The organism is Dyadobacter sp. HNCC25DJ184, assembly GCF_056895215.1.
The window spans coordinates 161,150-187,527 of record NZ_JBXHAQ010000001.1 but is presented as its reverse complement, the minus strand read 5'-3'; the positions used below and the strand labels follow the sequence as shown (position 1 = coordinate 187,527).

18 protein-coding genes are annotated in these 26,378 nt (G+C 43.2%); 12 read left to right on the top strand and 6 right to left on the bottom strand.

Translation table 11 applies throughout. The features are described from left to right. Nucleotides 1–25: 25 nt before the first annotated feature. From AC1XUD_RS00720 to AC1XUD_RS00710, 3 genes are all read left to right on the top strand, one after another. Nucleotides 26–1,396 (top strand): peptidylprolyl isomerase, encoded by a 1,371-nt coding sequence (locus tag AC1XUD_RS00720; RefSeq protein ID WP_483359014.1) that lies wholly within the window; start codon nt 26–28, stop codon nt 1,394–1,396. A 118-nt stretch (nt 1,397–1,514) separates the two neighbouring features. Then, complete coding sequence (locus AC1XUD_RS00715; RefSeq protein ID WP_483359013.1) at nt 1,515–2,477, top strand: AAA family ATPase; 963 nt, start codon at nt 1,515–1,517, stop codon at nt 2,475–2,477. Nucleotides 2,478–2,705: 228 nt separating this feature from the next. Beyond that, nucleotides 2,706–4,304: an aldehyde dehydrogenase (NADP(+)) gene (locus tag AC1XUD_RS00710; RefSeq protein ID WP_483359012.1), complete on the top strand. Its 1,599-nt coding sequence runs from the start codon at nt 2,706–2,708 to the stop codon at nt 4,302–4,304. An 84-nt stretch (nt 4,305–4,388) separates the two neighbouring features. Here AC1XUD_RS00710 and truA read toward each other — a convergent pair whose 3' ends face one another. Then, the gene (gene truA, locus AC1XUD_RS00705; protein ID WP_483359011.1) at nt 4,389–5,138 is read right to left on the bottom strand and encodes a tRNA pseudouridine(38-40) synthase TruA; all 750 of its coding nucleotides are present in this window, start codon (nt 5,136–5,138) and stop codon (nt 4,389–4,391) included. Between the two features lie 111 nt (nt 5,139–5,249). Here truA and AC1XUD_RS00700 point away from each other — a divergent pair, with 111 nt between their 5' ends. Continuing rightward, entirely contained in the window at nt 5,250–6,923 is a 1,674-nt protein-coding gene (locus tag AC1XUD_RS00700) for a glutamine--tRNA ligase/YqeY domain fusion protein (RefSeq protein ID WP_483359010.1), read from the top strand. 191 nt (nt 6,924–7,114) lie between these two features. Here the strand turns inward: AC1XUD_RS00700 and AC1XUD_RS00695 are convergent, their stop codons facing one another. Continuing rightward, nucleotides 7,115–7,318, bottom strand: coding sequence for a hypothetical protein (locus AC1XUD_RS00695; RefSeq protein WP_483359009.1), 204 nt, complete (start codon nt 7,316–7,318; stop codon nt 7,115–7,117). A gap of 247 nt (nt 7,319–7,565) precedes the next feature. On the opposite strand from AC1XUD_RS00695, the gene AC1XUD_RS00690 reads away from it, so the two are divergent. Continuing rightward, nucleotides 7,566–8,090, top strand: coding sequence for a ferritin (locus tag AC1XUD_RS00690; protein ID WP_483359008.1), 525 nt, complete (start codon nt 7,566–7,568; stop codon nt 8,088–8,090). Between the two features lie 78 nt (nt 8,091–8,168). Here the strand turns inward: AC1XUD_RS00690 and AC1XUD_RS00685 are convergent, their stop codons facing one another. Next, the gene (locus AC1XUD_RS00685) at nt 8,169–9,464 is read right to left on the bottom strand and encodes a chloride channel protein (RefSeq protein ID WP_483359007.1); all 1,296 of its coding nucleotides are present in this window, start codon (nt 9,462–9,464) and stop codon (nt 8,169–8,171) included. A 274-nt stretch (nt 9,465–9,738) separates the two neighbouring features. Between AC1XUD_RS00685 and AC1XUD_RS00680 the strand changes: the two genes are divergently transcribed. The 4 genes from AC1XUD_RS00680 to AC1XUD_RS00665 all read left to right on the top strand — a co-directional run bounded on the left by AC1XUD_RS00680 (nt 9,739) and on the right by AC1XUD_RS00665 (nt 14,465). Continuing rightward, nucleotides 9,739–11,982: an FUSC family protein gene (locus tag AC1XUD_RS00680; RefSeq protein ID WP_483359006.1), complete on the top strand. Its 2,244-nt coding sequence runs from the start codon at nt 9,739–9,741 to the stop codon at nt 11,980–11,982. 43 nt (nt 11,983–12,025) lie between these two features. After that, entirely contained in the window at nt 12,026–12,220 is a 195-nt protein-coding gene (locus AC1XUD_RS00675) for a YwbE family protein (RefSeq protein ID WP_483359005.1), read from the top strand. A gap of 168 nt (nt 12,221–12,388) precedes the next feature. Beyond that, a complete protein-coding gene (locus tag AC1XUD_RS00670; protein WP_483359004.1) occupies nt 12,389–13,453 on the top strand; it encodes an NADH:flavin oxidoreductase/NADH oxidase in 1,065 nt (354 codons plus the stop codon). Between the two features lie 124 nt (nt 13,454–13,577). Next, nucleotides 13,578–14,465, top strand: coding sequence for a DMT family transporter (locus AC1XUD_RS00665; protein ID WP_483359003.1), 888 nt, complete (start codon nt 13,578–13,580; stop codon nt 14,463–14,465). Here AC1XUD_RS00665 and AC1XUD_RS00660 read toward each other — a convergent pair. From AC1XUD_RS00660 to AC1XUD_RS00650, 3 genes are all read right to left on the bottom strand, one after another. Beyond that, nucleotides 14,440–17,238 (bottom strand): PAS domain S-box protein, encoded by a 2,799-nt coding sequence (locus AC1XUD_RS00660; RefSeq protein ID WP_483359002.1) that lies wholly within the window; start codon nt 17,236–17,238, stop codon nt 14,440–14,442. The genes AC1XUD_RS00665 and AC1XUD_RS00660 overlap by 26 nt on opposite strands. Before the next feature lie 128 nt (nt 17,239–17,366). Continuing rightward, nucleotides 17,367–17,810 (bottom strand): response regulator, encoded by a 444-nt coding sequence (locus AC1XUD_RS00655; protein ID WP_483359001.1) that lies wholly within the window; start codon nt 17,808–17,810, stop codon nt 17,367–17,369. A 195-nt stretch (nt 17,811–18,005) separates the two neighbouring features. Then, nucleotides 18,006–20,444, bottom strand: coding sequence for a TonB-dependent receptor (locus tag AC1XUD_RS00650; RefSeq protein ID WP_483359000.1), 2,439 nt, complete (start codon nt 20,442–20,444; stop codon nt 18,006–18,008). Nucleotides 20,445–20,792: 348 nt separating this feature from the next. Between AC1XUD_RS00650 and AC1XUD_RS00645 the strand changes: the two genes are divergently transcribed. The 3 genes from AC1XUD_RS00645 to lepA all read left to right on the top strand — a co-directional run bounded on the left by AC1XUD_RS00645 (nt 20,793) and on the right by lepA (nt 26,242). Continuing rightward, entirely contained in the window at nt 20,793–22,151 is a 1,359-nt protein-coding gene (locus AC1XUD_RS00645; RefSeq protein ID WP_483358999.1) for an MATE family efflux transporter, read from the top strand. 218 nt (nt 22,152–22,369) lie between these two features. Further along, a complete protein-coding gene (locus AC1XUD_RS00640) occupies nt 22,370–23,995 on the top strand; it encodes an NADP-dependent glyceraldehyde-3-phosphate dehydrogenase (RefSeq protein ID WP_483358998.1) in 1,626 nt (541 codons plus the stop codon). 459 nt (nt 23,996–24,454) lie between these two features. After that, a complete protein-coding gene (gene lepA, locus AC1XUD_RS00635) occupies nt 24,455–26,242 on the top strand; it encodes a translation elongation factor 4 (RefSeq protein ID WP_483358997.1) in 1,788 nt (595 codons plus the stop codon). Nucleotides 26,243–26,378: the final 136 nt, after the last annotated feature.

The following is a 26,378-nucleotide window of genomic DNA, read 5'->3' as shown; positions in this document are numbered from 1 at the left end:
AAATACCGTGGAACAATCAAAAAAAATGAAAATAAATAAAGCAATTCTTTCCAACTGGCTAGTTGCCCTCATGCTAGGTTTCAGTTTTGTCAGCTATAGCCAGGGACAGCAGGGAGTGAGTCTGGACAAGATTATCGCCAGGGTCGACAACCATTATATTCTCAGCTCTGAGCTGGAAGAAATGTATCAGTCTTACGCTACGCAGGGTCAGCGCGCTCCTGAAAAATGCCAGCTCCTGGAATCTCTGATTATCAACAAGTTGCTTTTAGCAAAAGCCGAAATTGACTCCGTAACAGTTGAAGATAAAGACGTTGACAATGAACTCGATTCCAAAATGAGTTTTATGATTCAACGCTTTGGCTCCGAAAAAAACATCGTGGAAGCTTACGGAAAAAGTGTTGATGCCTTGAAAGCAGAACTTCGTCAGCAGGTTCGTGAGCAGAAGATTGTGATGAAAATGCAGAGTACCATATCAGGCAATGTAAAAATCACGCCAAGTGAAGTAAGAAAATTCTTCAACAGCATCCCCAAAGACAGTTTACCATATATCCCTTCCGAAGTTGAGATTGGCCATATCGTAAGAGTTGGAACCGTAACCAAAGAGCAAAAGGATAAATTAAAGCAGCAGCTTTATGAATTGAGAGCTCGTGCTGAAAAGGGAGAAGATTTCTCTTTGTTAGCTCAGATATATTCGGAAGACTTGGGTTCTGCTAAAAATGGTGGGGACTTAGGTTTTGCTAAACGTGGTGCGATGGTACCTGAATTTGAAGGTGCCGCTTTGGCGCTTAAACCAGGCGAAGTATCCGATATCATAGAATCCCAATACGGATTTCACTTGATCAAAATGGTGGAAACCAGAGGTGCTGAATACCATGCACGTCACATATTATTACGTCCTGATTATAACAAAGGAACCGATATGACTTCGGCAATCCGGATATTGGATAGCCTGCGTACAGAGATCAAGACCGACAGTCTGAAATTTGCGAAAGCTGCGCTCGATAACTCGGAAGATAAAGAAACTGCTGAAACAGGCGGCCTAATTCAGGACCGTAATACGGGCCTAGCGAAATTGACACTTGATGCGTCTATGGACCCCGCTTTGTATTTTGCTATCGATACCATGAAAGTGGGGGATATCAGCAAGCCAATATCTTATCGTACAGAAGACGGAAGAAGTGGTATGAGGATCCTTTGGTATAAGAGTAAATCCGAGCCGCATACAGCCAACTTGAAAGATGACTATGAAAAAATGGCTCAAATCGTATTGAGCAACAAACGCAACAGCGCGCTTGAGGAGTGGTTCAAGAAGGCACAGGGCGATGTATTTATTAGTATCGAACCTGAATTCAAGGATTGTAAAGTGCTCGGACTCGTCCACGAAGGGCAAATGTGACGTGGCCTGCTCAATAATGTTTGGCTATACCACGTTTGATGTATGACTTTTTATCCTTATTATAGCTTTCCTGAATAACTAGACAGCAGGCACCCTTAAACGATAACCATACCATATTGTGAATTACTCATCGGACGTTGAAGCAGCAGAGGCCATGAAAGTGGCTTATGATAAAATCCGCAGTGAAATAGGACAAGTGATTATCGGGCAGGATGAAGTGGTAAAAAAGCTGCTCACTGCAATTTTCTGTCAGGGACATTGTTTGTTGGTGGGGGTTCCGGGCTTGGCGAAAACATTATTGATCCAGACGATCGCTTCATCGCTGGATCTTAAATTCAACAGAATTCAGTTCACTCCCGATTTGATGCCTTCTGATATTTTAGGATCGGAAACATTGGATCAGAACCGGAATTTCAAATTTATTAAAGGGCCGATTTTTGCCAATATCATTTTGGCCGATGAGATCAACCGGACGCCGCCGAAAACGCAGTCTGCACTCCTGGAAGCTATGCAGGAATATTCGGTGACTATCGCCGGGGCGAAGCATACGCTCGACCGCCCGTTTTTCGTGCTTGCTACGCAAAACCCAATTGAACAGGAAGGAACTTATCCCTTACCAGAGGCGCAGTTGGATCGTTTTATGTTTATGATTCAGCTTGATTATCCTTCATATTCCGAAGAAGTGAGCATTGTCAGAAACACGACGAGCGACAACAAGTATTCGGTAAAAGAGGTAATCACTGCCAGCGAAATAACCGCCTTTCAGCACTTGGTAAGACGCGTACCTGTCACGGATCATGTGATCGAGTATGCGGTCAAATTAGTTCATAAGACCCGCCCTTCGTCGGAGCTGGCTATAAAAGATACCAGCGAGTATCTGGAATGGGGAGCTGGACCAAGAGCTTCTCAGGCCCTCATATTAGCAGCCAAATGCAACGCACTTCTCTCAGGGAAGTATTCCCCCGATATTGAAGACGTTCAGGCGGTATCTCTTGCCGTTTTGCGCCACCGTATCATCCGGAACTTTAAAGCGGAGGCAGAAGGAATTTCAGTAGATCAGATAATTCAGAAGCTTCTCTAGTGTTTAAACGCATAGTTTGGGGGAGCTTATCGCAGATTTGCGCTTAGTTTTACTATGCTACAATGCTGAACGCGTTTAACACAGCAAAAATTTATACTGACGGGATAAAACAATTTGCCCGAGAATCTAAACATCGAGTTTCAGGATTGTTTGCGCGCCCCACGGCTTATACTGCGTAACTCCGCGTTCTACTCCCCTAACTCCGTTTGTTACAAAAAGAAATCCCATATGTCTATAATCGAAGGCAAAAACTTCATTGGATATAGCTTATCCGCGAAGAACGCGCATACTTTTCAATCTTACATTCCCGTTCGCGACGAATATTTGCAGGAACCATTTCATGTCGCAACCTCTGACGAAGTGAACCAGACGATGGAGTTGGCGCAAAAGGCGTTTGCTGTCTACAGCAAGATCTCTGCTCCTGAACGGGCAGATTTTCTGATTGCTATTACCGAAGAGATATTGGCCTTGGGCGATGAACTTTTGGATCGGGCAAATCTGGAAACCGGATTGCCTTTGGCGCGTCTTCGAAATGAGCGTGGGCGAACTGTGACTCAAATTTTGCAATTTGCTGATCTGTTAAAAGAAGGTTCGTGGGTGGAAGCAAGCATCGACACTGCTGATCCTGACCGTGCTCCAGCACCAAAGCCTGACCTGCGTAAAATGCATATCCCAATAGGACCGGTAGTTGTATTTGGATCAAGCAATTTTCCTTTTGCATATTCAGTGGCGGGAGTTGATACTGGCCCCGCACTGGCTGCAGGCAACCCCGTGATAGTAAAAGCGCACGCAGCTCACCCGGGCGTGAGCGACCTGACGGCAAGTGCTATCGTAAGGGCTGCCAAACGAACCAATATGCCTGACGGTGTTTTTTCAATGCTATATGACGACGGGTTTGAAGTCGGCACAGCTTTGGTAAAACATCCATATACCAAAGCTGTGGGCTTCACTGGCTCCGTTAAAGGCGGGATGGCTTTGTATAAACTTGCCCAGGAAAGACCGGAACCTATACCAGTATATGCAGAAATGGGCAGTGTCAACCCCATCATAGTCCTGCCGGAATACCTGAAAGCGAATGCGGAGAAATTAGGAAAAACGATCGCAGGATCAGTAACATTGGGAGCGGGGCAGTTTTGTACGAATCCAGGACTAGTGTTTACCACTAACTCTGACGGATCCGAAGAGTTTACAAAGACATATGCTGACGAAGTAAAAAACACTGCTCCCGCGACAATGTTGACTGCGGGTATATGTAACAACTTTTACAAGCTTCGTGAAGAAATGACAAGCCAAAACGGAGTTGCTATTTTGGCTTCTTCCGGAAAAAAGTCAGATGACGAAAATCAATCAAATGCTTTTATTGCGACAGTTTCCGGCAAAGCTTTTATGGAAAATCCAAAGTTGCATGAAGAAGTGTTTGGCCCCTATTCGCTTCTCGTTGTTTGTGAAGATATGATTGAATTACAAAATGCAGTTTCCCATCTGTCTGGCCAACTTACTTCTTCCCTAATGGGTGAGGCATCGGAGATTGGAAGGTATCCTGAATTGCTACAAAAATTAAGTCAGCTTTCGGGGCGGATTATCGTCAGAGGCGTTCCGACTGGTGTTGAAGTTTGTCCATCGATGCATCATGGAGGCCCATTCCCAGCGGCCAGCGACTCCAAATTCACATCTGTTGGCCGTCACAGTATATTACGTTTTGTAAGGCCGCAAGCATATCAGGACTGGGATGATTCACTTTTGCCAAAAGAGCTACAAAACCAAAATCCGCTCAATATTATGAGATTGGTCAATAATGAGTATAGTAGAGAAGCGGTAAATTCCTAAATTCGGAATAATGCTGTGTTTCGTAGCCAAGAAAATCTGCGAACACAGCGTACTCCTCCCCAAACTCCGCGTTTAACCAGGAAATCAAAACTCAAAAATACCAGGATCATATCCGACTTCCACCAGAAAAAGCCCCTCGGCAGGTGCCTGGGGACCAGCCGCTTTCCGATCTCGAGCGTCCAGAACTTCCTGAAAAGAGGCAACACTCCTCCTGCCCCGCCCTATTTCGAGCATCGTTCCTACAATGGCCCGAACCATACCTCTTAAAAACCGATTGGCTTGAATAGTAAAAATCAACATATCACCGTCATGCTTCCATTCGGCCCGGCTAACCGTGCATCTGAAATTATTGACATTGGTATGAAGTTTACTGAAACTTTCAAAATCATGAAGCCCGAGTATCAGTTTAGCAGCTTCATTCATATGCTCAACATCCAATTCTGACTTCAGAAGACAGGCTCTTCCAGTCAGGAAAGGATTCTTTTTCAATATAATCCGGTATTCGTAGCGGCGGTGCGTGGCCACAAACCTTGAATTAAGATCATCTGCAACCGGTATAATGCGCTGGACTGCAATATCGCGAGGCAACATTCCATTGAGTTTATACACAATCATATCGCAATTGTCAATCGGCGGCTCAATATCAAAGTGTGCAAATTGTTGTTCGGCATGAACACCGGTATCTGTTCGGCTGCTTCCCGTAATTTCTATCTCCTGCCTCAAAACCTTACTCAGGGCATTTTCAAGCAGTTCCTGAACCCCCAATGAATTGTTTTGTTTTTGCCAGCCATTGTAGGCAGTTCCCAGATAACTGAGCTCAATAAAATATCGCATGGCGCAAAATTAGCAGAATCAAACCTGAATTTCGATTTCGCCCGAAAGCATATAGCAAAAATTTCTGCGAAGAAGCTTAACTTTGAGGTTTAAATATATTTGAGGTTAAGTATGCTTACGGACGAGAAAAAAGAAGAAAAGAGCCTGAATTTTATTGAAGAGATCGTTGAAACAGATTTGAATTCGGGTAAGTATGCCAGTATTGTGACCAGATTTCCTCCGGAACCGAATGGATATCTTCATATTGGTCATGCTTCCAGCATCTGCCTCAATTTTGGACTGACTGAAAAGTACCCGGGTTATACTAACCTGCGTTTCGACGATACGAATCCGGTTACAGAGGATACCGAGTACGTAGAAAGTATTAAAGACGATATCCGCTGGCTGGGGTTCTCGTGGGAAAATGAACTGTATGCTTCTGACTATTTCGATACGCTTTACCAGTATGCTGTTACACTCATCAAAAAGGAGCTGGCATATGTGGACGATCTGACTTCCGAGGAAATAGCTACTTTAAAAGGAACTCCTACCGAACCTGGAAAAGATAGCCCATACAGAAGTCGCTCGGTGGAAGAAAACCTGGAGTTATTTGAAAAAATGAAGCTTGGTGAATTTCCGGACGGGAACAAGACTTTGAGAGCGAAGATTGATATGGCGCATCTCAATATGTTGATGCGTGACCCGATCTTATATCGTATCAAGCATGCGCACCATCACCGTACAGGCGACAAATGGTGTATATATCCGATGTACGATTTTGCACACGGACAAAGTGATTCGATTGAACATGTTACGCATTCGATCTGTACGTTGGAATTTGTACCTCACCGTGAGTTATACAACTGGCTGATAGAAAAGCTTGAAATATATCCGTCGCATCAATATGAATTCGCCCGCCGTAACCTCAACTATACCGTAACGAGCAAGAGAAAATTGCTTCAGTTAGTACAGGAAGGGCATGTTACAGGTTGGGACGACCCGCGGATGCCGACCATAAGCGGTTTGCGAAGGCGAGGATACACCGCCGCAAGTATTCGCGATTTTTGTGACCGAATCGGTGTGGCAAAACGGGAAAACCTGATCGATGTAGGTTTGCTTGAATTTTGTGTGCGGGAAGATCTGAATAAGAAATCTCTCAGAAGGATGGTCGTTTTAGATCCGCTGAAAGTGGTTATCACGAATTTCCCGGACGAACTGGTAGAGATTTGCCACAGCGAGAACAATCCTGAAGATATGGCTTTGGGCGTGAGAGAAATACCATTGACGAAAGAGATATACATTGAGAAGGAGGACTTTATGGAAGTTCCTTCCAAGAAATACTTCCGGTTGGCTCCGGGTAAAATGGTGCGACTAAAAGGTGCATATATCATTCAGTGTGACGATTTCGTAAAAGACGAAGCTGGCGAAATTACGGAAGTAAGATGCAGCCTGATCGAAAACAGTAAAAGCGGGCAGGATACGACGGGTATTAACGTGAAAGGAACATTGCATTGGGTATCGGCTACGCAAGCCCTCCCGGTCGAAATCAGATTATATGATCGTCTGTTTTCCGTGGAAGATACTTCAAGTCAGGAAGGAGATTTCAAAGAATATTTGAATTCTGCTTCTTTGGAAGTAATAACAGCATATGCGGAACCGGCTCTGAATGAAGCGACCGAGCAGGACGCGTTTCAGTTTTTGAGAAAAGGATATTTCGTAAAAGATAGGGAAAGTACACCTGAAAAACTTGTTTTTAACCGCACAGTGACGCTCCGTGACAACTGGGCAAAAACGGCGGCTAAGTAAATACAGTTTTGAAAACATAAAAAGACAACCAGTGGAAGCCATTTCATTGGTTATCTTTTTTTTAAATATAATTAGAATGTTTTTAAATAAACTTGACAAGAATAAAACGACGGTGTATCTTTGCACCGTTAAAAAAGTCCACATTTAAAATTCCGGGTGCAGTGAATTCAATGAGTGAGTTGTTCAGTACTTCAAAAGGCATTAGTTTTCAGTGTGATATTACTTCCAAGATAGTGGTTAAGTTCGGTGAAATGGAAGCTCACTTCAGGATTCAGGATTTTCTGAACTTTCGCCGGCTGATCAATAACATTGATATCTGCAGCAAAATTTTTGACCTTTCTGATGAGTCGGACTTTGAATTCATTGAGGCTCCCCGCGTAAATTTTGCTTCGCATCTCACACTCTGTGAGGTCATTCAGCTAAGAGAACTAATCAACGGTACGCACTTCGCGATTGAATTAAACTCGCTACTTCACAAGATTTTATATACTGAATCAGAACTAGTCTAAATTATCCTCAGAACCAGTCTAAATTACTCATTGTCTTTATATTAGACTAGTTTTAAATTCACATTTCACCCTTGCTTTCATGAACTTTCATGTAATATTTGCACTTATAAATACATAGCAAATAGATACGAACATGAAAGATCTACTTAGACAACGGACTTCCCTAAAAGAGGAAATAGAAATATTATTGAACAACCAGGTTAAAATGGAAGCAGAAGCTTCTTCAAAATATCTGGCGATGGCTTCATGGTGCGACCGCAATGGTTTCAAAAATAGCGCTGGCTATTTCATGAAACAATCCAACGAAGAAAGAACGCACATGTTGAAAATTTTCAACTATATCATGACAGTTGGTGGCACTGCAGTTTCTCCCGAAGTTCCGGCTGTAAAACAGGAATTTGCTTCGTTCAGAGGCGTCTTCGAAGCAGCTTTGGCAAGTGAGATAGCGGTAACTCAATCTATCAGCCGCTTGGTTAGTGCCAGCAGAAGGGAAGAGGACTACGCTACTGAAAACATGCTACAATGGTTTGTTAATGAGCAAATTGAAGAAGAAGACAACGCTCGTCGCGCATTGGAATTGTTTGACGTAATCGGCGAAGCAGGAACAGGTCTTTATCATATAGACAAAGCAATTGCAAAAATCGGTTCAGACGAATAGTCTGACTTCAGACATACAAATAGGAAGCGGCTATGCAAATTTGCATGGCCGCTTTTTTGTTCTATGGTTATTAATATATTATTCTGACTGGACCTCTCTTCCGTAAGTATATACATTATATGGCAGTAGAAAACGAGCAATTTCCCGAGCAATGAAAGTAACCAGAAACAGAGGTACTATTAACACATAATTTCCGGCAATTGCGCACACCAGAAAGATAGCAGTGAATGGGGCATGAATGCATCCACTCAAAACAGCAGCCATACCGATGAGAATAAAATTGACAGGCACCAGCCCCAGCTTGAAATAAAAGTTGAGTATAAGCGCCACCATTAGTCCTAAAAATCCGCCAGCGAATAAACTCGGAGCAAAAACACCTCCATCCCCGCCAGCACCCAAAGTAGCCGATGTTGCCAAAGGTTTCAATACCAGTGCGATCAGTAGCGGTAAAAGTGGTGCCAGTCCGCTGATGTTTTTCATGGAAGCGATATGGTTAATTCCGTCATATCCTTCCCCGTACAAAAACGGGCAGAAAAACAATAAAACCGAAATTACGGTGGCGCCAACGCCGATTTTAATCATCGGACTGGGTAGCTTCCCCATCGTGCTTTTGAACCACAATACGCTTTTAGACAAATAAACGGCAACGACGCCAGCCAAAACCGCAGTAACAGCAAAATAAGGAATGGCCTTATACTGCCACGATAATATGCTAAAATGGAAGGCAGGTTTGTAAAAGAAATATCTCGTTATGGCATATGAAGTGATCACAGCCGCCATGAGCAGCGTGAGATATAGCTTGCTCCTTTTCTTTAAAAATACCTCCAATGCAAAGCACAGCCCGGCCAATGGCGCATTGAATAGCGCAGTCACACCGGCAGCCAGTCCTGCGCAAATCAAATCAGATTTATGCTTCCTTAGATAGGACATTTTTCTCCCGGGAATCGCCCCCAGAGCCGCTGTGGCTACGACCGTCGAGACCTCCACGCCAGTCGAACCACCGAAAATGACTGTTAAAAAACCATTGAAATAGTGAGATGGAATCTTATATGCTGGTAAAGTATGCTCTTTATCAACAGCATCCATCACTTCGCGGATACCCTTATTTGGCTTGTTTCTGAAAATATAAGTCTTTAAAAGATGTATGATGGTTAAGCCAATGACTGGAAAGAGGAAGATCAAGTATTGGAATTGCTCCGTCTTTTTAAACAAAATATGCTCATAATGTTCCGTAATCACTTTCAGACTATCTGCGATAAATGCCGATAAAGCTCCGATGACTATCGCCGCTCCTACAAGCGATCCAACACGCTGCGCTCTTTTATAAAAATAACCTCTTTTACTTTTACGTTTCACTCCTTTTCCGTCCTTCATATCAATCATTCATTCTGTAAGGGAAATTCATGCCGATCGCTTAGTTTCCGTCCGGCGGTTTCTTTTCTAATTTTTTATTGTGCCTCCTTAAAGGTAACCCGAAAAATATCCATTATTATTGGAAGATTTGCATCGATACTAAAGTCAACGCAAGGAAAAACGAGAAAGTGCCTTAAAATGGTCGGGGAATAAAAAATTGCACTTTTATCATACCTTTTGCTGTTGATCGTTATAATATTTGTACTATTGTAATAGGTACACGCATAGCCTAAGTATGAATTACCTCGACGACTTTAAAAAATTCATTTCCGGTCAACATCTCAGTACCGGTGTACGATTAAGCTTGGGCGCGGTTCTGCCCAGTCTCATTTTCCAACATTATGGTTTGCTCAGCGACCTCATTGCTTTTCCGCTTGGAACATTACTAATCGGCAGTACTGACAGCCCCGGCCCATATAATAGAAGAAGAAATGCCCTCCTGGTAACTATCGTAACTTGTTTTGTAGTGGCTTGCATCACCGGACTGCTACGTCATATTCATTTCATGGTTTTCCTGGAAATCGTCGTTTTCGGCATGTTTTTCTCTCTTATTGGAGTTTATGGAAACCGTGTGACCAGCATTGGGCTCATCGCGTTGTTAGTATTTGTTTTCAATATCGACGATCATTTGAGCGGCGAGATGGTCATACGAACCGCGTCCATTTTTGCGCTGGGCGGTATATGGTATTTTGTACTTTTTTCAATTCTGCAAAAACTGCGTCCTTATAAGCTCATTCAGCAATTGTTAGGAGAAAATTTTATTGAGTTAGGCAAGATGCTCGCCATCCGTTCCAGATATTACTTTGCAAATCCGGACTATGATGCGCTTTTTAGCCAAAGTATTCATGAACAGGTGAGCTTGAGAGAAAATCATGAAAGCTTGCGTGAGATATTGTTCAAAACACGGGAATTCGTTACTGAATCCACGAACACTAGCAGGACTTTGATGCTCATGTTTCTGGACAGTATCGATCTCTTTGAGCGTATTATCAACTCCCAACACAATTACGAAAACCTTCACCGAGCTTTTGGCAACTCGCAGATATTGAGACTTTTCGGAACCTATATCGCCTGGCTTGCTGAAGATATCCAGCAAATCGGAATCGCAGTGCAGATTGGAACGGTTTCGCGTCCACGACACGACCTTGACCTGGCATATAGCAAATGCCAGAATGCTTTCGAAAGACTAAGAGCCGACAAAATGACACATGAAAATATCGAGGATTTCATGATGTTGCGCCAGATTTTGAACGGGATGCAGGATATGACCGAACGGATTAAAAAGCTGCATCGGGCCACTACCTATGACGCTGCGTTAAGTGCCAATCAAAATCTCGATATTCAGGTGGAGAGCTTTATTCCAAAACAGGATTTCAATCCTCGTCTGTTTGTTGATAACCTTTCTTTTAAATCCAGCCATTTTCGCCATGCGGTGCGTTTGACGATTGCTTTACTCTTGGGATATCTGACTTCCATGTTTTTGGACGTTGGGCGCGGCTACTGGATTTTGCTAACGATCGTGACGATCATGAAACCAGCCTTCAGCATCACCAAGCAAAGAAATATATACCGGATCGGCGGCACCATGGTGGGCGTTGTAGCAGGATTTATCGTTTTGTATCTCATCAAAGACGGATCTATACTTTTCGTAATCATGATGATTGCCATGATATCGGCATACACTTTTTTGAAACAAAATTATTTTGTCGCTTCAACGAGCATCACTCTTTATGTGATTCTTTCGATCCATTTTCTATCGCCGCATCAGATTACGAACGTATTACAAGATCGGGCGATAGACACAATGATTGGATCTGCGATTGCTTACTTAATATCCTCCTATGTGCTTCCTGTTTGGGAACACACTCAGATTAAACAATATATCCACACAGCGCTTGAAGCCAACAAAGCTTACTTTGACTATGTAGCGTCGCGTTTTGCGGGAAACCAGCTCGACTTGAACCAGATCAAATTTTACCGGAAAAATGCGTTCATTGCGTTGGCTAATCTTTCCGATAACTTTCAAAAAATGCTATCTGAGCCAAAAAGCCAGCAACCCAATATGACTGAATACCACCAGTTTGTAGCGACCAGTCATATGCTAACTTCCTATATCGCTTCTTTGTCGACCTATGCGCAGACGTTAAATTATCAGGAGTTTTCAGTGGAATTTCAGTTGATGATCAGACAAATAGATCGCCAGTTTCAAAGTGCGCTTGCGGTTCAGGATGGAAAAATTACTGAAAACTTATCTATCGTAAGAGAAGCACTTCCACAAAACACAAAGCTGCTGGAACTTCTTGCAACCCGTAAAAAAGAGATTAAAGAAATTGGCGTGGAAAAATCAGCCCAGTCGCCTGCACGCAAAATGTTGTCTGACCTAAAGACCATCAACGGCCTTTTTGAGTTAATCAGCACGATTACGATTGACGAAATCAAAATTTTGCATAAAATTGAAAAAGAGCAGATGGCAGCTTAAATCGTTGAATCAATTAAAATAACTTATTAAAATTAAAAAAGTGTTGTCAGGAACAGAAAGAAAGAATATTCGTGCAGGTATATCAGTCTCCATTATCTTGAAAAAAGACCAGCGAAGCGGAAAACTGACAGAAGGGATAGTGAAAGACATTCTCACATCATCGCCAACGCATACGCGAGGAATTAAGGTAAGGCTTGAAGACGGACAAGTTGGGCGTGTGGCTGAAATTCATGATTAGCAGTTCTGCTTGTAATTTCGCCGCGACAATACACTTCATTAAGATAAGAATATCACCTCCCGCCGGCTCTTCGTGAACTTTGAGGCCTCGTGGCAACACACATTGAGGAATTAATTCGTTTGCAAGATTTGTTACCTGATCAGTACTTTTCAAAACCAAGTCAAACACATGTCACTTCTATTTTCTCCGTATAAACTTAAAGACCTCGAATTAAAAAATCGCATCGTCGTTTCTCCCATGTGCCAATATTCATCCGTGGATGGATTTGCAAATGACTGGCATCTTGTTCATTTGGGTAGTCGCGCGGTTGGTGGCGCAGGATTAATCATCACCGAAGCTGCTGCTGTTTCACCTGAAGCCCGGATATCACCGCAGGATTTAGGTATATGGAAAGATGAGCATATCGAAAAATTGAGCCAGATCAATGCATTTCTGCACGCCCAGGGAGCCGTTTCAGGGATCCAACTTGCGCACGCAGGCAGAAAAGCCAGTACATTTCCGGCGTGGAAAGGCAGAGGCCAAGTTCCATTGGATCAGGGTGGCTGGAAAACTCTGAGCGCATCTGAAATTCCGTTTCATGCGAATGAGGACGCACCTGAGGCACTGGATATCGTTGGTATACAAAAAGTTATTTCCGATTTTGGAGCCGCCGCTGAACGCGCTGTTTCTGCCGGGTTTCAGGTTATCGAAATTCATGGGGCGCATGGGTACCTGATTCATCAATTTCTATCTCCCCTGTCCAATAAACGTACGGATGAATATGGTGGAGCTTTCGAAAACCGTATTCGTTTGCTCTTAGAAATAGTTGCCGAAGTACAGACAAAAACACCAGCCTCCACTCCTCTGTTCGTGCGCTTGTCGGCTACCGACTGGGCACAGGATGGTTGGGATATCGAGCAATCAGTAAAATTATCAGCCATATTAAAAAATGCGGGAGTAGACCTGATTGACGTTTCGAGTGGAGGTTTGGCGTCCCATCAAAAAATCCAGATCGGACCGGGATACCAGGTTCCATTTGCCGCGCAAATCAGAAAGGAAGCAGGAATCCCAACAGGAACCGTTGGATTAATTACATCTGCTCCTCAGTCTGAAAAAATTCTTGAAAGCGGTGAAGCCGACCTGATTTTCATGGCTCGTGAGCTTTTGAGAAACCCTTATTTCCCATTAGAAGCTGCGCCGGAATTGGAATCTCAAATAGCCTGGCCGGTTCAATATGAACGCGCCAAGCCTTGATCGAGATTGTTACTCCCCTGATTGAGAGCCAGATATACAGTCAATGAATGCAATTCAATTTCTATCTTCAAGCTAAGGGATTTTAAAAAACAGAATCCCTTAGCTTTATGGGAAAATTCATATCATGCGTGAAGCACGAGTCGCACTGGTCGTTGGCCTGTTAAGTATCAGTATATATCCTGTTTTGGTCAAATGGGCTCCGGTTTCGGGGCTTACCTCGGCATTCTACAGAATGGCTATTGCGGTGCTGCTGCTGGCACCATATATGTTGTTTCAAAAAGAACTCGTGATCCCCCCGGTACGACTATGGCTCCCAATCATGCTTTGTGGTTTAATCTTCGCCAGCGATATCGCCATATGGAATCTTTCGATTCAGTATTCTAACGCCACACAAGCTACTTTGCTCACAAATCTTTCCCCGGTGTGGGTGGGAATTGCGAGCCATTTTCTGAATATAAAAAGACCGGGCTCCCGTTTTTGGATAGGCACGATCATTGCGCTTTCCGGGCTATTGATCTTGATCGGATTGGATACGATTTCCGAAATGAAATTTAACAAAGGATTCTATTATGCCATTATTTCGGGATTACTCTATGCCTCATATATGCTTGTGAGTCAGAAGGTTCTATCACAATTGAAAGTAGTTCCTTTCATGTTTTATTCGATGGCTGTCTCCTCAGTTTACCTCTGGTTTATTTGCTATTTCAGCGACCAGCAGTTATGGAATTTCAGCCCTGATATATGGATTGTTTTTGTTGTGCAGGGAATTATCTGCCAACTTCTTGGCTGGTTTTCGCTAAGTTTCGCGATCAAAAAAATGGATGCCGGTTCGGTTTCGCTTTTTCTGCTGCTTCAGTCAGTTGTTACGGGTTTGATAGCATGGCTTTTCATTGGAGAGAAGATAGAACTTCAAACGCTGATTGGCGGCGTTATCATCCTTTTTGGTATTGCCTTTACATTTGTTGGAACACGAAAAAAATCAGGCGCTAATTCATTGGAAGGTAAACCGTGAACACGGACCCTGTTCCGAGTACGCCAACTGCCTCTATCACCCCATGATGGTTTTCAACAATCTTTTTACAAATCGCCAGACCTATTCCAGTGCCTTCATACTCCGATCGGTTGTGCAGCCTTTGGAAAACCTGAAAAATACGCTCTGAATATTCGCTCTCAAAGCCGATACCGTTGTCCGCGATTGATATATAACAATATTTTTTATCAGGATCGAGCTGAGCTTTACTCGCTCCCGAAATGTCACCACTCGTAACAGTGATTACCGGACTGACACCGGGTTTCGTAAATTTTAAAGCGTTGGCAATGAGATTGCTGAATAACTGTTCGAACTGATATACGATGACATTTAAAACCGGTAATTCTTCACAATGAATCATTGCTCCTTTTTGTGCAATAACGTCGTTGAGCTGCTCTTTTACACTGCTGAAAATGACATTTAAATCAGCACGTTCATAATGCTTTTCCACCGAATTGGCTCTTGAAAATGCTAGTAAATCGGTGATCAGCTGTTGCATTCTGGTGGAAGAAGCCTGCATTCTTTGAAAATATTCCTTTCCTCGCGGAGACAGGTTCTGGGCCTCCGTTTCTTCGATCCGGCTGGCAAATGTCTGAATTTTGCGAAGCGGTTCCTGTAAATCATGACTGGCCACATATGCAAATTGGGCCAATTCCATATTAGTCCTAATCAACTCGTCGTTGGACACCGTCAATTGTCTGGTTCGCTGAGCCACCTTCAATTCGAGCGCATCAATGAAAAGTTTGCTGTCGTGAATGTCCGTACTAGTTCCTACCCACATCCGAATCTGACCACTATCGTCGCGTTGCGGAATTGCCCGGCTCATTTGCCAACGATACTCGCCATCACTTCGCCTGAACCTGTGCTCGAACATGAAGTCATCGCCATGCTTTATGGCTTGTGTCCAACGAACCATGTTTTCGTGGCGGTCTTCGGGATGGACGATATTCAGCCACCCTCCGTTCAAAAGGTCTTCTGATGTTAAACCACTGTAACTATATACGGAAGCACTAAAATAGTTGAGATTACCCTGCTCATCGCCAGTCCAGACAAACTGGGGCATAGAATCGGCCAGGGTTCTGAACTTGTCCTCACTAGTTCTCAATGCCAACTCTGCCTCCTTTTGCTCGGTAATATCCATCATCGTTCCCAACATCCGGACAGGTTGTTCTTCCTCATTATAAAACACCTTACCCTGTGTGCGGACCCAGCGTAAAACGCCCGATTTTTGAATAATTCTTGCTTCATAGAAATAGATTCCAGTCGCTAGTGCCTTGTTGAACGCCACTTCAACAATATGTTCACGGTCAAAAGGGTGAACATGGTCACGAAGTTCGGAATGGCCTAACGCGTCAGTATCTCGATATCCAAAAATCTGCGCAAGGCGTGCCGAATGTATAATCTGCCTGGTCACCAAATCCAGATCCCAGGTCGCGAGACGGGTACCCTCGGTTGCAAGCGAAAGTCTTTCAACTACATCGCTTATTTCCTGGCGGGCATCAACTTTTTCTGTCACGTCGTTAACAGACACCAATATTCCTGAGACTTTGCCATCCAGCTCATACATCGGCGCATATTGTAGATCAAGGTAGTGGCGTTTTCGACCGCCGGGCCCATCCACATAGGCAACCGCCTCATTTTCACGGTAAGTTTCCCCTGTTCGATATACCTGTCGCAGAATTTCCGGGAACTTCTGGTCAACCAATTCTGGAAATACATCCAGCAATTTTTTGCCCTGGACTTCTTCCAGACTTCGCCTCCATATTTTCAGTAAAGCCTCGTTGGCAATACTAATCGTCAGATCATCCCCTTTAAAAATCGCCTTAGAAAACTGGGACTGCGTCACCATATTTCTAAATTGTAGTTCACTATTTTGTAACGCAATTCTCGAACGAACCTGTGCTGTAACCTCGGTAACTACGACAACAATTCCCGTGATATCTTTATCATTTTCATAGAGAGGTTGGTAAACAAAGTTAAAGTAGCCTTGCTCCTTCATCCCGGAACGGACGATGGGTACTTCAAATTCATTTCCATGGTATACCTCCCCAGTCTTCAGAACATTAGTCAAAATAGGCCCAACTGTCTCCCTAACTTCTGGAAGAGAATCATATAAAGAATAACCCACCATCTGATCTTCGGTGCGGTCAACAACTTCAAGATATACCTGATTGACCATCTCCACCATCATTTCCTCACCCCTTAAAATGGCTATCCCAACTGGAGCCTGCATCATCACATTTCTGAATCGTGCTTCGGCAGCCTCCGTTTGCTTTCTTGACAACAAGGATATTTCGGTCTGCCTTCCAACGCGTGCATCCAGATCGTACAATACCCGATTCAGTTCAAGAATTTCTTCCCGGTTGTCGGGTTTTCCGTTCTCGTTCATATTAAGATTTTGTGGCAAAACCTCTTTTTCCAGCTTATCCAGAGTCAATAGCAAATTTGCGGATAGGCTCTCAACCGTGGCAAGCAATTCTCTTACCTCACGGATTTGACCGTCTTTATGCAGGGTAATTATATCAGCAGCCAGTCTATTTATTTCAAGGTGCAGACGTTTTATCTCTTGAATCTCGGTTTGGCCTGAATAGACAATTACGGCATGTTCATACAGCCACCTGCCGAAAGACGAATCTTGCGGCGAAAGGATCAAATCGCTGGCGTTTTCTGCGCCAAATAATATGGATCTCAACTTAGTTTTGAAAAGCAAATGGCTTAGCCGCGCTCGTTCAAAATCCAGATCAATAAAATTCATGAAAAATAGGAAGCGGTTATATTAGGTCCCAAGTTAGCGTAAAACGCCACCATCAAAAAGTGTACCCACAATAAGATTGTTTGAAAACTTCGAAGCAAAAGTTTTATCAGGGCAAGATTTATTCGAAATCAGAAATGATATTGGAAATTTTCAAAAGTTGGAGAGATGCAATGTTTGGACCAGTCCTTCTCCAGAATATAACGGATCGCCTGTTTAAGTTTGGCAAAGGATCCCGGTTTTGTAATGAAGAAATTTGCGCCGGTGGCAAATGTTTTTCGTAACGTTTCTTCCTGGCCGTTTGTAGAAAATATGACAACCGGAATATCTTTCCATGCAACATGACTTTTAATATACTGAAGACACTCCATGCCATTTTTGCGTGGCATATTCAAATCGAGGAATATGACATCCGGTTTTGTTAAAACAGTATCTTCCATCAACTTAATGAGCTCTACTCCATCACTTGCAGTCGTAAGTTCGGTAGTTTCACACACCTCACGAAGTGCGTCTTCGAAAAGCATACAATCGTCTGCATCGTCATCAGCCAGGAATATCGATTTTTTGTTTGTCATAACTACGCATTAGGTTAACCCTTGACTCTCACTGAAAGACTGACGACCGCTTAAGCATACAGAGTGGGGCACTCAATATCGTTGATAATCAAACTTGCTACAATATAGTCATTTATCAAATAAATTATGACATTACCAAAAAATATTAAAACAGAAAAGTAAAATTAATACTATACGTAACGGTAGAATTTCAGTTCAATATTCTCCTTCCATTCCCTCTTTCGGTTTCTTCTTTGCCTGGTGGAGACGATAATTTAATGTAAGATTGACCTGACGCAATCTGCCTTGCGAATTGCCATATGTATAAAAATTATCGCCAGTGGTGATCGACCGGTAACGACGGGAATTGAACACGTCGATAATACTGAAAGTTAACGTTCCGTTACCTTTTAATATATCCCGACTGGCAGCAATATCAAGTGTAGCCAATGCCTTTCGGCTTCCCTGAGGGGTTTTTTGAGGAGCTTCATAATTACCGCGGAACTGAACATCCGTGGATTTCCACAAGGTAAATCTTGACATTGCCCTGACAAACCAGCTATATGTATCGCTCTTATAACTTTCATCCACATTCGTGCCGTCGATCTGCGACCTGAAAAAGTTAAAACTTCCATCCAGTTTCCACCAGTTGTACAAAGTAAACGAGCTTGTAAATTCTGCCCCATATGCATCTTCAGTTCCAAGGTTTTCTGGTCTCGTATAAGAGGTTCCATCTCCCTCTACCCTTTTGATACTGATAATTTTACCGTTGGTATGCCGATAGTAAACAGAAGATGTGATTGATCCTTTTCCCAAATATTTGATATGCCCTACTTCGAAGGCGTTAGTAAACTCGGGGTTCAAGTCAGGGTTGCCACTCCAATAGTTGCGGTTATCGCTATAGGTCATAAACGGGCTTAGGTCATTGTATTGTGGACGACGTACCCGACGGCTAAAACTTAGTTGAATTGCGTTCTGCTTGGGCAGGTCATAAGTGACGTGCACACTCGGAAAGAGATTCGCATAACTCCGTTCGTTCACTTCATTTGTCTGGCGCAAAGTTGTAGTCACTCCGGTCCATTCCGCGCGCAACCCAGCCTGATATGAAAGTTTCCCTGTCTTGTTACCTATAATGCCATATGCCGCATTAATATTTTCCTCGTATAAAAAATCGTTCGTGAGCCCCGGAACGGGCAACCACATGCCATCCTCACCCTGCTCGGTTGTGGAATATTTATTTGTCATATCCCTTGTACTGCTCCTGACTCCGGCTTCTAATTTTCCTTCCTTTGCAAAAGGGTGAATATAGTCTGCCTGAAACAGCAGCTGCTTTTCGGTTTCGTAGTTCAACGACCGCTGTAACAAATGAGGAATGCCCGACGGACTGCCATCTGGCTTATAAACATCCTGGTTGTAGAACTGATCCGAATCCTCCCAGTTGTCCAGATATCTGACATCAGCGGTAAATTCTCTTCCTTTTCTGTCGAATGTTTTTTTGTAGGTTAATGCATATTCCGAATTCGGTTCGGTTTCTGTTTCGTCCTGAGTCCGGTAGGTATGGCTTGTCGGATTACTTAAAGAACCGATATAGTCATAATAATTGAGGGTCGAAAACCGCTTTCCTTTACTTATACGGTGGGTATATGCGGCTGTCAGTACATTTTTATCATTGAAATAATAATCGAGTCCGCCACGGGCACTGTTGTTCATCCCCTTCAACTTACTGGTCATATCACGTTGCGTAATGAACGTGCTGTCGTTACGGTACAACTCCTGGTATAAGGAGTTGCGACCCGGCGTATTCCGGAAAGACACAGTATAATTGATAAAAAAATTGAGATTCTTGCGACGATAATTCACATTTGCCGCAGCGCCGTAATTTACAGGTTGACCGGTTATTATATCAAATGAACCATTGAAACCCTGTTTTCTCTCCTTTTTCAAAACAATATTGATGATTCCTCCCATCCCTTCCGCCTCATATCTCGCCGACGGATTTGTTATAATTTCAACCCTTTCGATCGCGCTGCCCTGAAGTTGCTGCAAACCTGCCCCACCTTTGATACTCACCAAACCGGAAGGCTTACCGTCGATCAGAATACGAACATTTCCACTTCCCCGCAGACTTACATTTCCTTCCACGTCCACGGCCACCGAAGGCACGTTTGTCAGAATATCCACTGCGGTACCGCCGGCATTAGCCAAATCTTTCCCAACGTTAAATATCTTTTTATCCAGAGAAAGCTCCATAGTACTTTTCTCGCCTTGAATCGTCACTTCCTCCAGCGACTGTGCAGAAGTTGCCAATTTGATTTTTCCAAGTTTTAACGGAGTACCTTTTTGAACGACGATATTAGAAGTCGTCAAGGTTTTGTAACCAATGAATTCATATAGAGCATAATATTGACCGGCGGGAACATCCACCTGGAAAACACCTTTCTCATCAGTAATTGCCCCGTCAGCAAATGCGCTATCCGCCGATTTGAATAGCCTGAAACTGGCATATGGCAGCACTGCATTATTTTGCGCGTCAACAATTTCTCCGGATACCTTTGTTTTAGAGGAATTTTGAGCCTTCAGGCCCGTTGTCAGAACACATGTAAGAATGAAAAGGACGTAAACCTTTTCAACTGTTAATTTCGATAAAATTTTCACTACGACTGCAAGGTGAGTTTAGGATATGCCTGTTTGTTCCACATCATTAATATATGGGAATACAAAACTGAATATATAAAGCTCGTATGCGAAGTTATTTTACTCCATAGAATTTAAAATTGACCGAAACTGAGCCTAAAAAGATCAGCAGATTACCACCGATTCCTAAAACTTTTCTTCCTCTTCACACGCTACCAAGTGAAGATCGCTATCTTTGCACCCATTTTAATTTTATCGAACCCATCAGAATAGTTTAAGTAAACAATTGGATCAGAGCATTTTGGCTTGGAATACCAGCCAGAACTTTCGAGACTTTATCTGAAAAGATTGATAATGAACACCTCAGCCATGAAAGAAGAAGCATCAAAAACCATCAGGCTTGCCCTGCCCATCATCATCGGAGAATTGGCTCAAATGGCCCTTCACCTGATCGATTCAGCGATGGTAGGTGCAATTAGTTACAAACAACTTGCAGCCGCAGCCCTCGTATTGAATACCATGAATATCCCATTCGTTGTGGGAATTGGAATGACCATTTCAGTTTCACAAATGGTTTCGATGGCCCATGGCCGGCACGACAGCAAATTGGTTTCCCACTACCTTTTCAACGGCTTTTGTCTCTGTGCGTTCACTGCCATTTTCATATCGTTGGTGCTCGTATTCGGGCTGGACATTCTTCACCATATGGGGCAAGATCCTGAAGTGGTTGAACTGGCTATCCCCTTTATGCGGCTGATGGGTATTTCTATTGTACCGATGTTGTTATTCATGACATTGAAGCAGTTTGCCGACGGACTTGAATATACCAAAACCGCCATGATACTCTCCATTTCAGGCATGCCGCTTAACATTTTTCTTAACTGGCTACTGATTTACGGAAACCTTGGTTTTCCTAGGATGGAGCTACTAGGCGCTGGATGGGCGACGTTGATCACCCGAACGGTGATTTTTGTTGCGCTGGCGGCAGTGGTGCTTCGTCACAAAACTTTCAGCCGGTATATTGCTGTAAGTACAAACCAATGGAAACTTAATGTCAAAACGTTGCGTGAATTACTTTATATAGGTGTTCCCAGCAGTCTTCAGATTGGTATGGAAGCTGGCGCATTTGCGGTTTCAGGTATCATCATCGGTACACTCGGAGCCGTCGCTCAGGCTGCACACCAAATCGCTTTAAGTTGTGCGTCATTCACCTTTATGGTATCGATGGGTCTGGCACAGGCCGGCTCAATAAGGGTTAGCAATGCATTTGGCAGGTCCAACTGGCCGAAAATCCATATTATCGGGAAAAGTACCATATATACTGCTCTAATATATGGTATTGTGTGTGCGATCGTTTTCGGCGTTTTCCGAAACGTGTTGCCAAAGGCATTTAACGACAATGCACAGGTACTTGAACTCGCCTCTTTGCTTCTGATCTTTGCGGCGGTATTTCAAATCTCAGATAGCACTCAGGCCATCAGTGCCGGACTTTTAAGAGGCATAAAAGATGTAAAAGCACCCACATTTTTTATAGGGGTGGCTTACTGGATTTTAGGTATTCCAATCGGCTATACGCTGGCTTTCCATTTTGATATGGGAGCACCCGGCATGTGGCTCGGACTCATTATCGGTCTTACTTTCGCCTCCATATTCCTGATCAGTCGTTTTTCCAAAATGAGTCGACGACATAATCAAATACAGACTGAGCCAGTCGAAGAGAAAAAATAATCTATTTTGAGAGCCGGGTGTCGCCCGGCTTTTTTAGTCTTACAAGAAAAGTTTTTCATTAGTCTGTAATCACGACAAGAGATGATAACTTATTCTTGCGTCCCAAATACCCTCTTTCCCTATATCCAGTTACATAAAAATCAGAAAAACGGATTTAAAATAAAAAATAATTGTCAATTTTACAATTAAAGATAATTTCCAATCATAACTAATTTTTGATGAGCTTCGAATCTACCTTAACCGGGATCTTTTATGAAGAAAAAGATATCCCGGCAGAATTTTGTCTTCCAGACCTTGTCCATCAGCGGGAATACCTGAGTGACGGCGAAATGAAACAATGGAATGGCACTGTACATGAGGTGCTATCCCCTATTTGTGTGCAAACTGAAGCCGGATTGAAACGGAAGCTAATCGGGAGCTATCCGATATGTACAGAAGCTGAGGCTTCGGAATCGTTGGAGGCCGCCGTATCGGCATATAATAATGGTCGCGGGGAATGGCCGACGATGAGCGTAGAGCAACGGATTCACCGCGTGGAGCAGTTCACCGGCAAAATGCTGCAGAAAAAAGATATCATTGTAAAATTGATCATGTGGGAAATTGGCAAGTCTTTTGCCGATTCTACCAAAGAATTTGACAGGACGGTGGAGTATATATATTCCACTATCGACGCTCTTAAAAATTTGGACCGTGACTCATCCCGTTTTGAAATCGTCGATGGCATCGGAGCTCAGGTAAGGAGGTCTCCATTGGGTGTTGTACTCTGCATGGGTCCATTTAATTATCCACTAAATGAGACTTTTACAACCTTGATTCCCGCTCTCATTATGGGCAATACTATTCTTTTCAAACCTCCGAAATTTGGAACCTTACTTCATTATCCTTTACAGGAAGCTTTCCGGGACTGCTTTCCAAAAGGTGTGGTAAATGTTATATATGGACGTGGAAACGCCATTGTACCGGGATTGATGGAATCCGGGAAGATTAACGTTTTAACGCTCATCGGCTCCAGCAAGGTCGCGAATCAACTTAAAAAATCACATCCCAAGGTCAATCGTTTAAGAGCAGTCTTGGGCCTCGATGCTAAAAATGCGGCCATTGTAACTGCTAATGCGGATATCGCCCTGTCTGTTCAGGAAACGATTACCGGATCGTTGTCATTCAATGGTCAGCGTTGTACCGCTCTGAAAATCGTTTGGGTGCACCGGAGCAAAGTGGATGAGTTTCTGGCACAGTTTAACGAGGCAGTCAAAAAACTAAAATTTGGTATGCCCTGGGAGAAAGGCGTTTCCTTGACTCCTCTGCCCGAAACAAATAAAATTGAATATCTCAACGAATGTATCGAGGATGCGATCAGTCACGGCGCTAATATTGTAAATGAGAACGGCGGCACTTCGGTTGCGTCATTCTTTTACCCGGCGGTTGTTTATCCTGTCAACGACAAAATGAAGCTGTATTTTGAGGAGCAGTTTGGACCTATTGTTCCTGTCGTTCCATTTGATGATATCGAAGAGCCTATTTCATTCCTGATAGAATCAGCTCATGGACAGCAAGTTAGTATATTCAGCGAAGATGCAGAAGAAGTATCCACTTTAATTGACCCGCTGGTCAATCAGGTAAGTCGCGTGAATATCAACTGTCAATGTCAACGCGGGCCGGACGTTTTTCCTTTCACAGGGAGGAAAGATAGCGCAGAAGGAACTCTCTCTGTTCCGGATGCTTTGCGCTCCTTCTCGATTCGTTCGCTCGTTGCTTTCAAAATGACGGATGCTAACAAAGAGCTGATTAATGATATCGTAAAAGAAGACGAGTCTAATTTCCTGAGTACCAAATTTATATTCTGATATTCTTGATAAAAACTATTGGCAAGGCTTCGTCTTAAACGGCGGAGCTTTTGCTTTTTCAGAGTACTGATATAATAATATTCTATTCCAAAATTTGTCAGGCAAAAATAACTTCGTCCAACATACGAGGTGCCTGTATGACAATCTCCTGCCTACCTCGTGAAAAACCCTGACAAAACTTGACTCTTTACATCGAAATACCCAATCTAAGCAGAGAACACGCGGCCCCAACCGACACCCCCACCTTCTATTAATCAATACTATTTTGCGGTCAATGGCCGATGTATATGTAAGTTAGGTCGTAAACCCGTATGTTTGCAGAAATTTTGGTTTAATCTAAAATCAGAATTCACCAGGAGAATGGAATTTGTGACGAACGACATAGCATTGCCGCTCCCAATATATCTGAATCAATAAAAGACAACAGCTCGTAGCGAAAAGCTAATTGCTAACATATCAATGAAACAAATACGTAATTTTTGTATTATCGCCCATATTGATCATGGGAAAAGTACGCTGGCCGACAGACTTTTGGAATTTACCAAGACGGTATCCAACAGAGAAATGCAGGCTCAGCTACTTGACAACATGGATTTGGAGAGGGAGCGTGGAATCACTATCAAGAGCCACGCCATTCAAATGAACTATATCTATAAAGGAGAAGAGTATATCCTGAACCTGATAGACACCCCCGGTCACGTTGACTTTTCATATGAAGTTTCGCGGTCTATTGCAGCCTGCGAGGGTGCGTTACTTTTAGTAGACGCTTCACAAGGAACTGAGGCTCAGACAATTTCAAATTTATACCTGGCAATTAACCATGATTTGGTAATCATCCCGGTGTTGAATAAAGTCGATCTGCCTGGAGCAATGCCTGAAGAAATCAAGGATGAGATGGTTGACCTCTTGGGTTGTGATCGTGAAAACATCATTCCTGCCAGCGGTAAAGAAGGAATTGGTATTGAAGAAATTCTGAATGCAATCGTTGAAAGAATTCCTCCACCTGTAGGTGATCCGGAAGCCCCATTGCAAGGGCTTATTTTTGATTCCACTTTCAACTCATACCGTGGTATTGAAGTTATATTCCGTGTTAAAAACGGACGTGTTCGTAAAGGCGACCGCGTCAAGTTTATGGCAACCGGTAAAGAATATTTTGCCGATGAAATTGGAACACTGGGTTTAAACCAAATCCCAAAAGACGTGGTGGAATGTGGTGATGTAGGTTATCTGATCTCTGGCATTAAAGTGGCGAAGGAAGTGAAGGTTGGAGATACGTTCACACATACCGCCAGGCCAGCAGCCGAAGCCATTCAAGGATTTTCGGAGGTAAAGCCGATGGTGTTTGCGGGATTATATCCTGTTGATACCAGTGAATTTGAGGAACTTCGTGAAGCATTGGAAAAATTGCAGTTGAACGATGCGGCGTTGGTTTGGGAACCCGAAACTTCGGCGGCACTGGGATTCGGATTCCGTTGCGGCTTCCTTGGTATGCTGCATATGGAAATCGTTCAGGAGCGTCTCGAAAGGGAATTTGATATGACCGTTATTACGACGGTACCATCTGTTCAGTTCCGCGTGGTCAATACGAGAGATGAAGAGTTAAAAGTAAGTGCACCGTCAGAAATGCCGGAGCCAAATCATATCAATTGGATTGAAGAGCCGTTTATCAACGCACAGATTATTACTAAATCTGAATATATAGGTGCAATATTGAACCTATGTATGGACAAGCGTGGAATCCTGAAAAACCAGGTTTATCTGACTGCGGAACGTGTCGAACTTCAATTTTCACTTCCACTGGCGGAAGTTGTTTTTGACTTTTTCGATAAACTGAAAACGATTTCGAGGGGATATGCTTCTCTGGATTATGAGTTGGCAGGATATCAGGAGTCGGAAATGGTGAAACTGGATGTGATGCTAAATGGCGAACGGGTGGATGCCTTGTCAGCCATTGTACACCGTACCAAAGCATATGAGTGGGGTAAAAAACTTTGCGAAAAACTGAGAGAATTAATCCCACGACAAATGTTTGAAATTGCCATTCAAGCAGCTATCGGGCAGAAAATCATTGCCCGTGAAACCGTGAAAGCGATGCGTAAGGACGTTTTGGCAAAATGTTATGGTGGCGATATTTCCCGTAAACGTAAATTGCTCGAGAAACAGAAAAAAGGTAAGAAAAGGATGCGTCAGGTTGGAAACGTAGAAATTCCACAGGAAGCATTTATGGCGGTTTTGAAAATAAATTAGGACGCTGCCAAGATAAGATCAAAATACCAAAGCTATATTTATTTAAAGCTTTGGTATTTTAGTTTCGGAGCACTGTCAATACCAGATATCCGACATTTAAATTGATTTTGAAGAAGGTCTAAAGAAAGAATCTTTG

Excerpts from the sequence above, each read along its gene's own strand:
- AC1XUD_RS00695 (WP_483359009.1), bottom strand. The coding sequence starts at position 7,318 with ATGCGAAGCAAAATTTACGCGGGGAGCCTCAATGAATTCAAAGTCCGA.
- AC1XUD_RS00700 (WP_483359010.1), top strand. The coding sequence starts at position 5,250 with ATGCTTACGGACGAGAAAAAAGAAGAAAAGAGCCTGAATTTTATTGAA.
- AC1XUD_RS00655 (WP_483359001.1), bottom strand. The coding sequence starts at position 17,810 with ATGACAAACAAAAAATCGATATTCCTGGCTGATGACGATGCAGACGAT.
- AC1XUD_RS00720 (WP_483359014.1), top strand. The coding sequence starts at position 26 with ATGAAAATAAATAAAGCAATTCTTTCCAACTGGCTAGTTGCCCTCATG.
- lepA (WP_483358997.1), top strand. The coding sequence starts at position 24,455 with ATGAAACAAATACGTAATTTTTGTATTATCGCCCATATTGATCATGGG.
- AC1XUD_RS00680 (WP_483359006.1), top strand. The coding sequence starts at position 9,739 with ATGAATTACCTCGACGACTTTAAAAAATTCATTTCCGGTCAACATCTC.
- AC1XUD_RS00690 (WP_483359008.1), top strand. The coding sequence starts at position 7,566 with ATGAAAGATCTACTTAGACAACGGACTTCCCTAAAAGAGGAAATAGAA.
- AC1XUD_RS00660 (WP_483359002.1), bottom strand. The coding sequence starts at position 17,238 with ATGAATTTTATTGATCTGGATTTTGAACGAGCGCGGCTAAGCCATTTG.
- AC1XUD_RS00640 (WP_483358998.1), top strand. The coding sequence starts at position 22,370 with ATGAGCTTCGAATCTACCTTAACCGGGATCTTTTATGAAGAAAAAGAT.
- AC1XUD_RS00670 (WP_483359004.1), top strand. The coding sequence starts at position 12,389 with ATGTCACTTCTATTTTCTCCGTATAAACTTAAAGACCTCGAATTAAAA.
- AC1XUD_RS00665 (WP_483359003.1), top strand. The coding sequence starts at position 13,578 with ATGCGTGAAGCACGAGTCGCACTGGTCGTTGGCCTGTTAAGTATCAGT.
- AC1XUD_RS00645 (WP_483358999.1), top strand. The coding sequence starts at position 20,793 with ATGAAAGAAGAAGCATCAAAAACCATCAGGCTTGCCCTGCCCATCATC.
- truA (WP_483359011.1), bottom strand. The coding sequence starts at position 5,138 with ATGCGATATTTTATTGAGCTCAGTTATCTGGGAACTGCCTACAATGGC.
- AC1XUD_RS00685 (WP_483359007.1), bottom strand. The coding sequence starts at position 9,464 with ATGAAGGACGGAAAAGGAGTGAAACGTAAAAGTAAAAGAGGTTATTTT.
- AC1XUD_RS00710 (WP_483359012.1), top strand. The coding sequence starts at position 2,706 with ATGTCTATAATCGAAGGCAAAAACTTCATTGGATATAGCTTATCCGCG.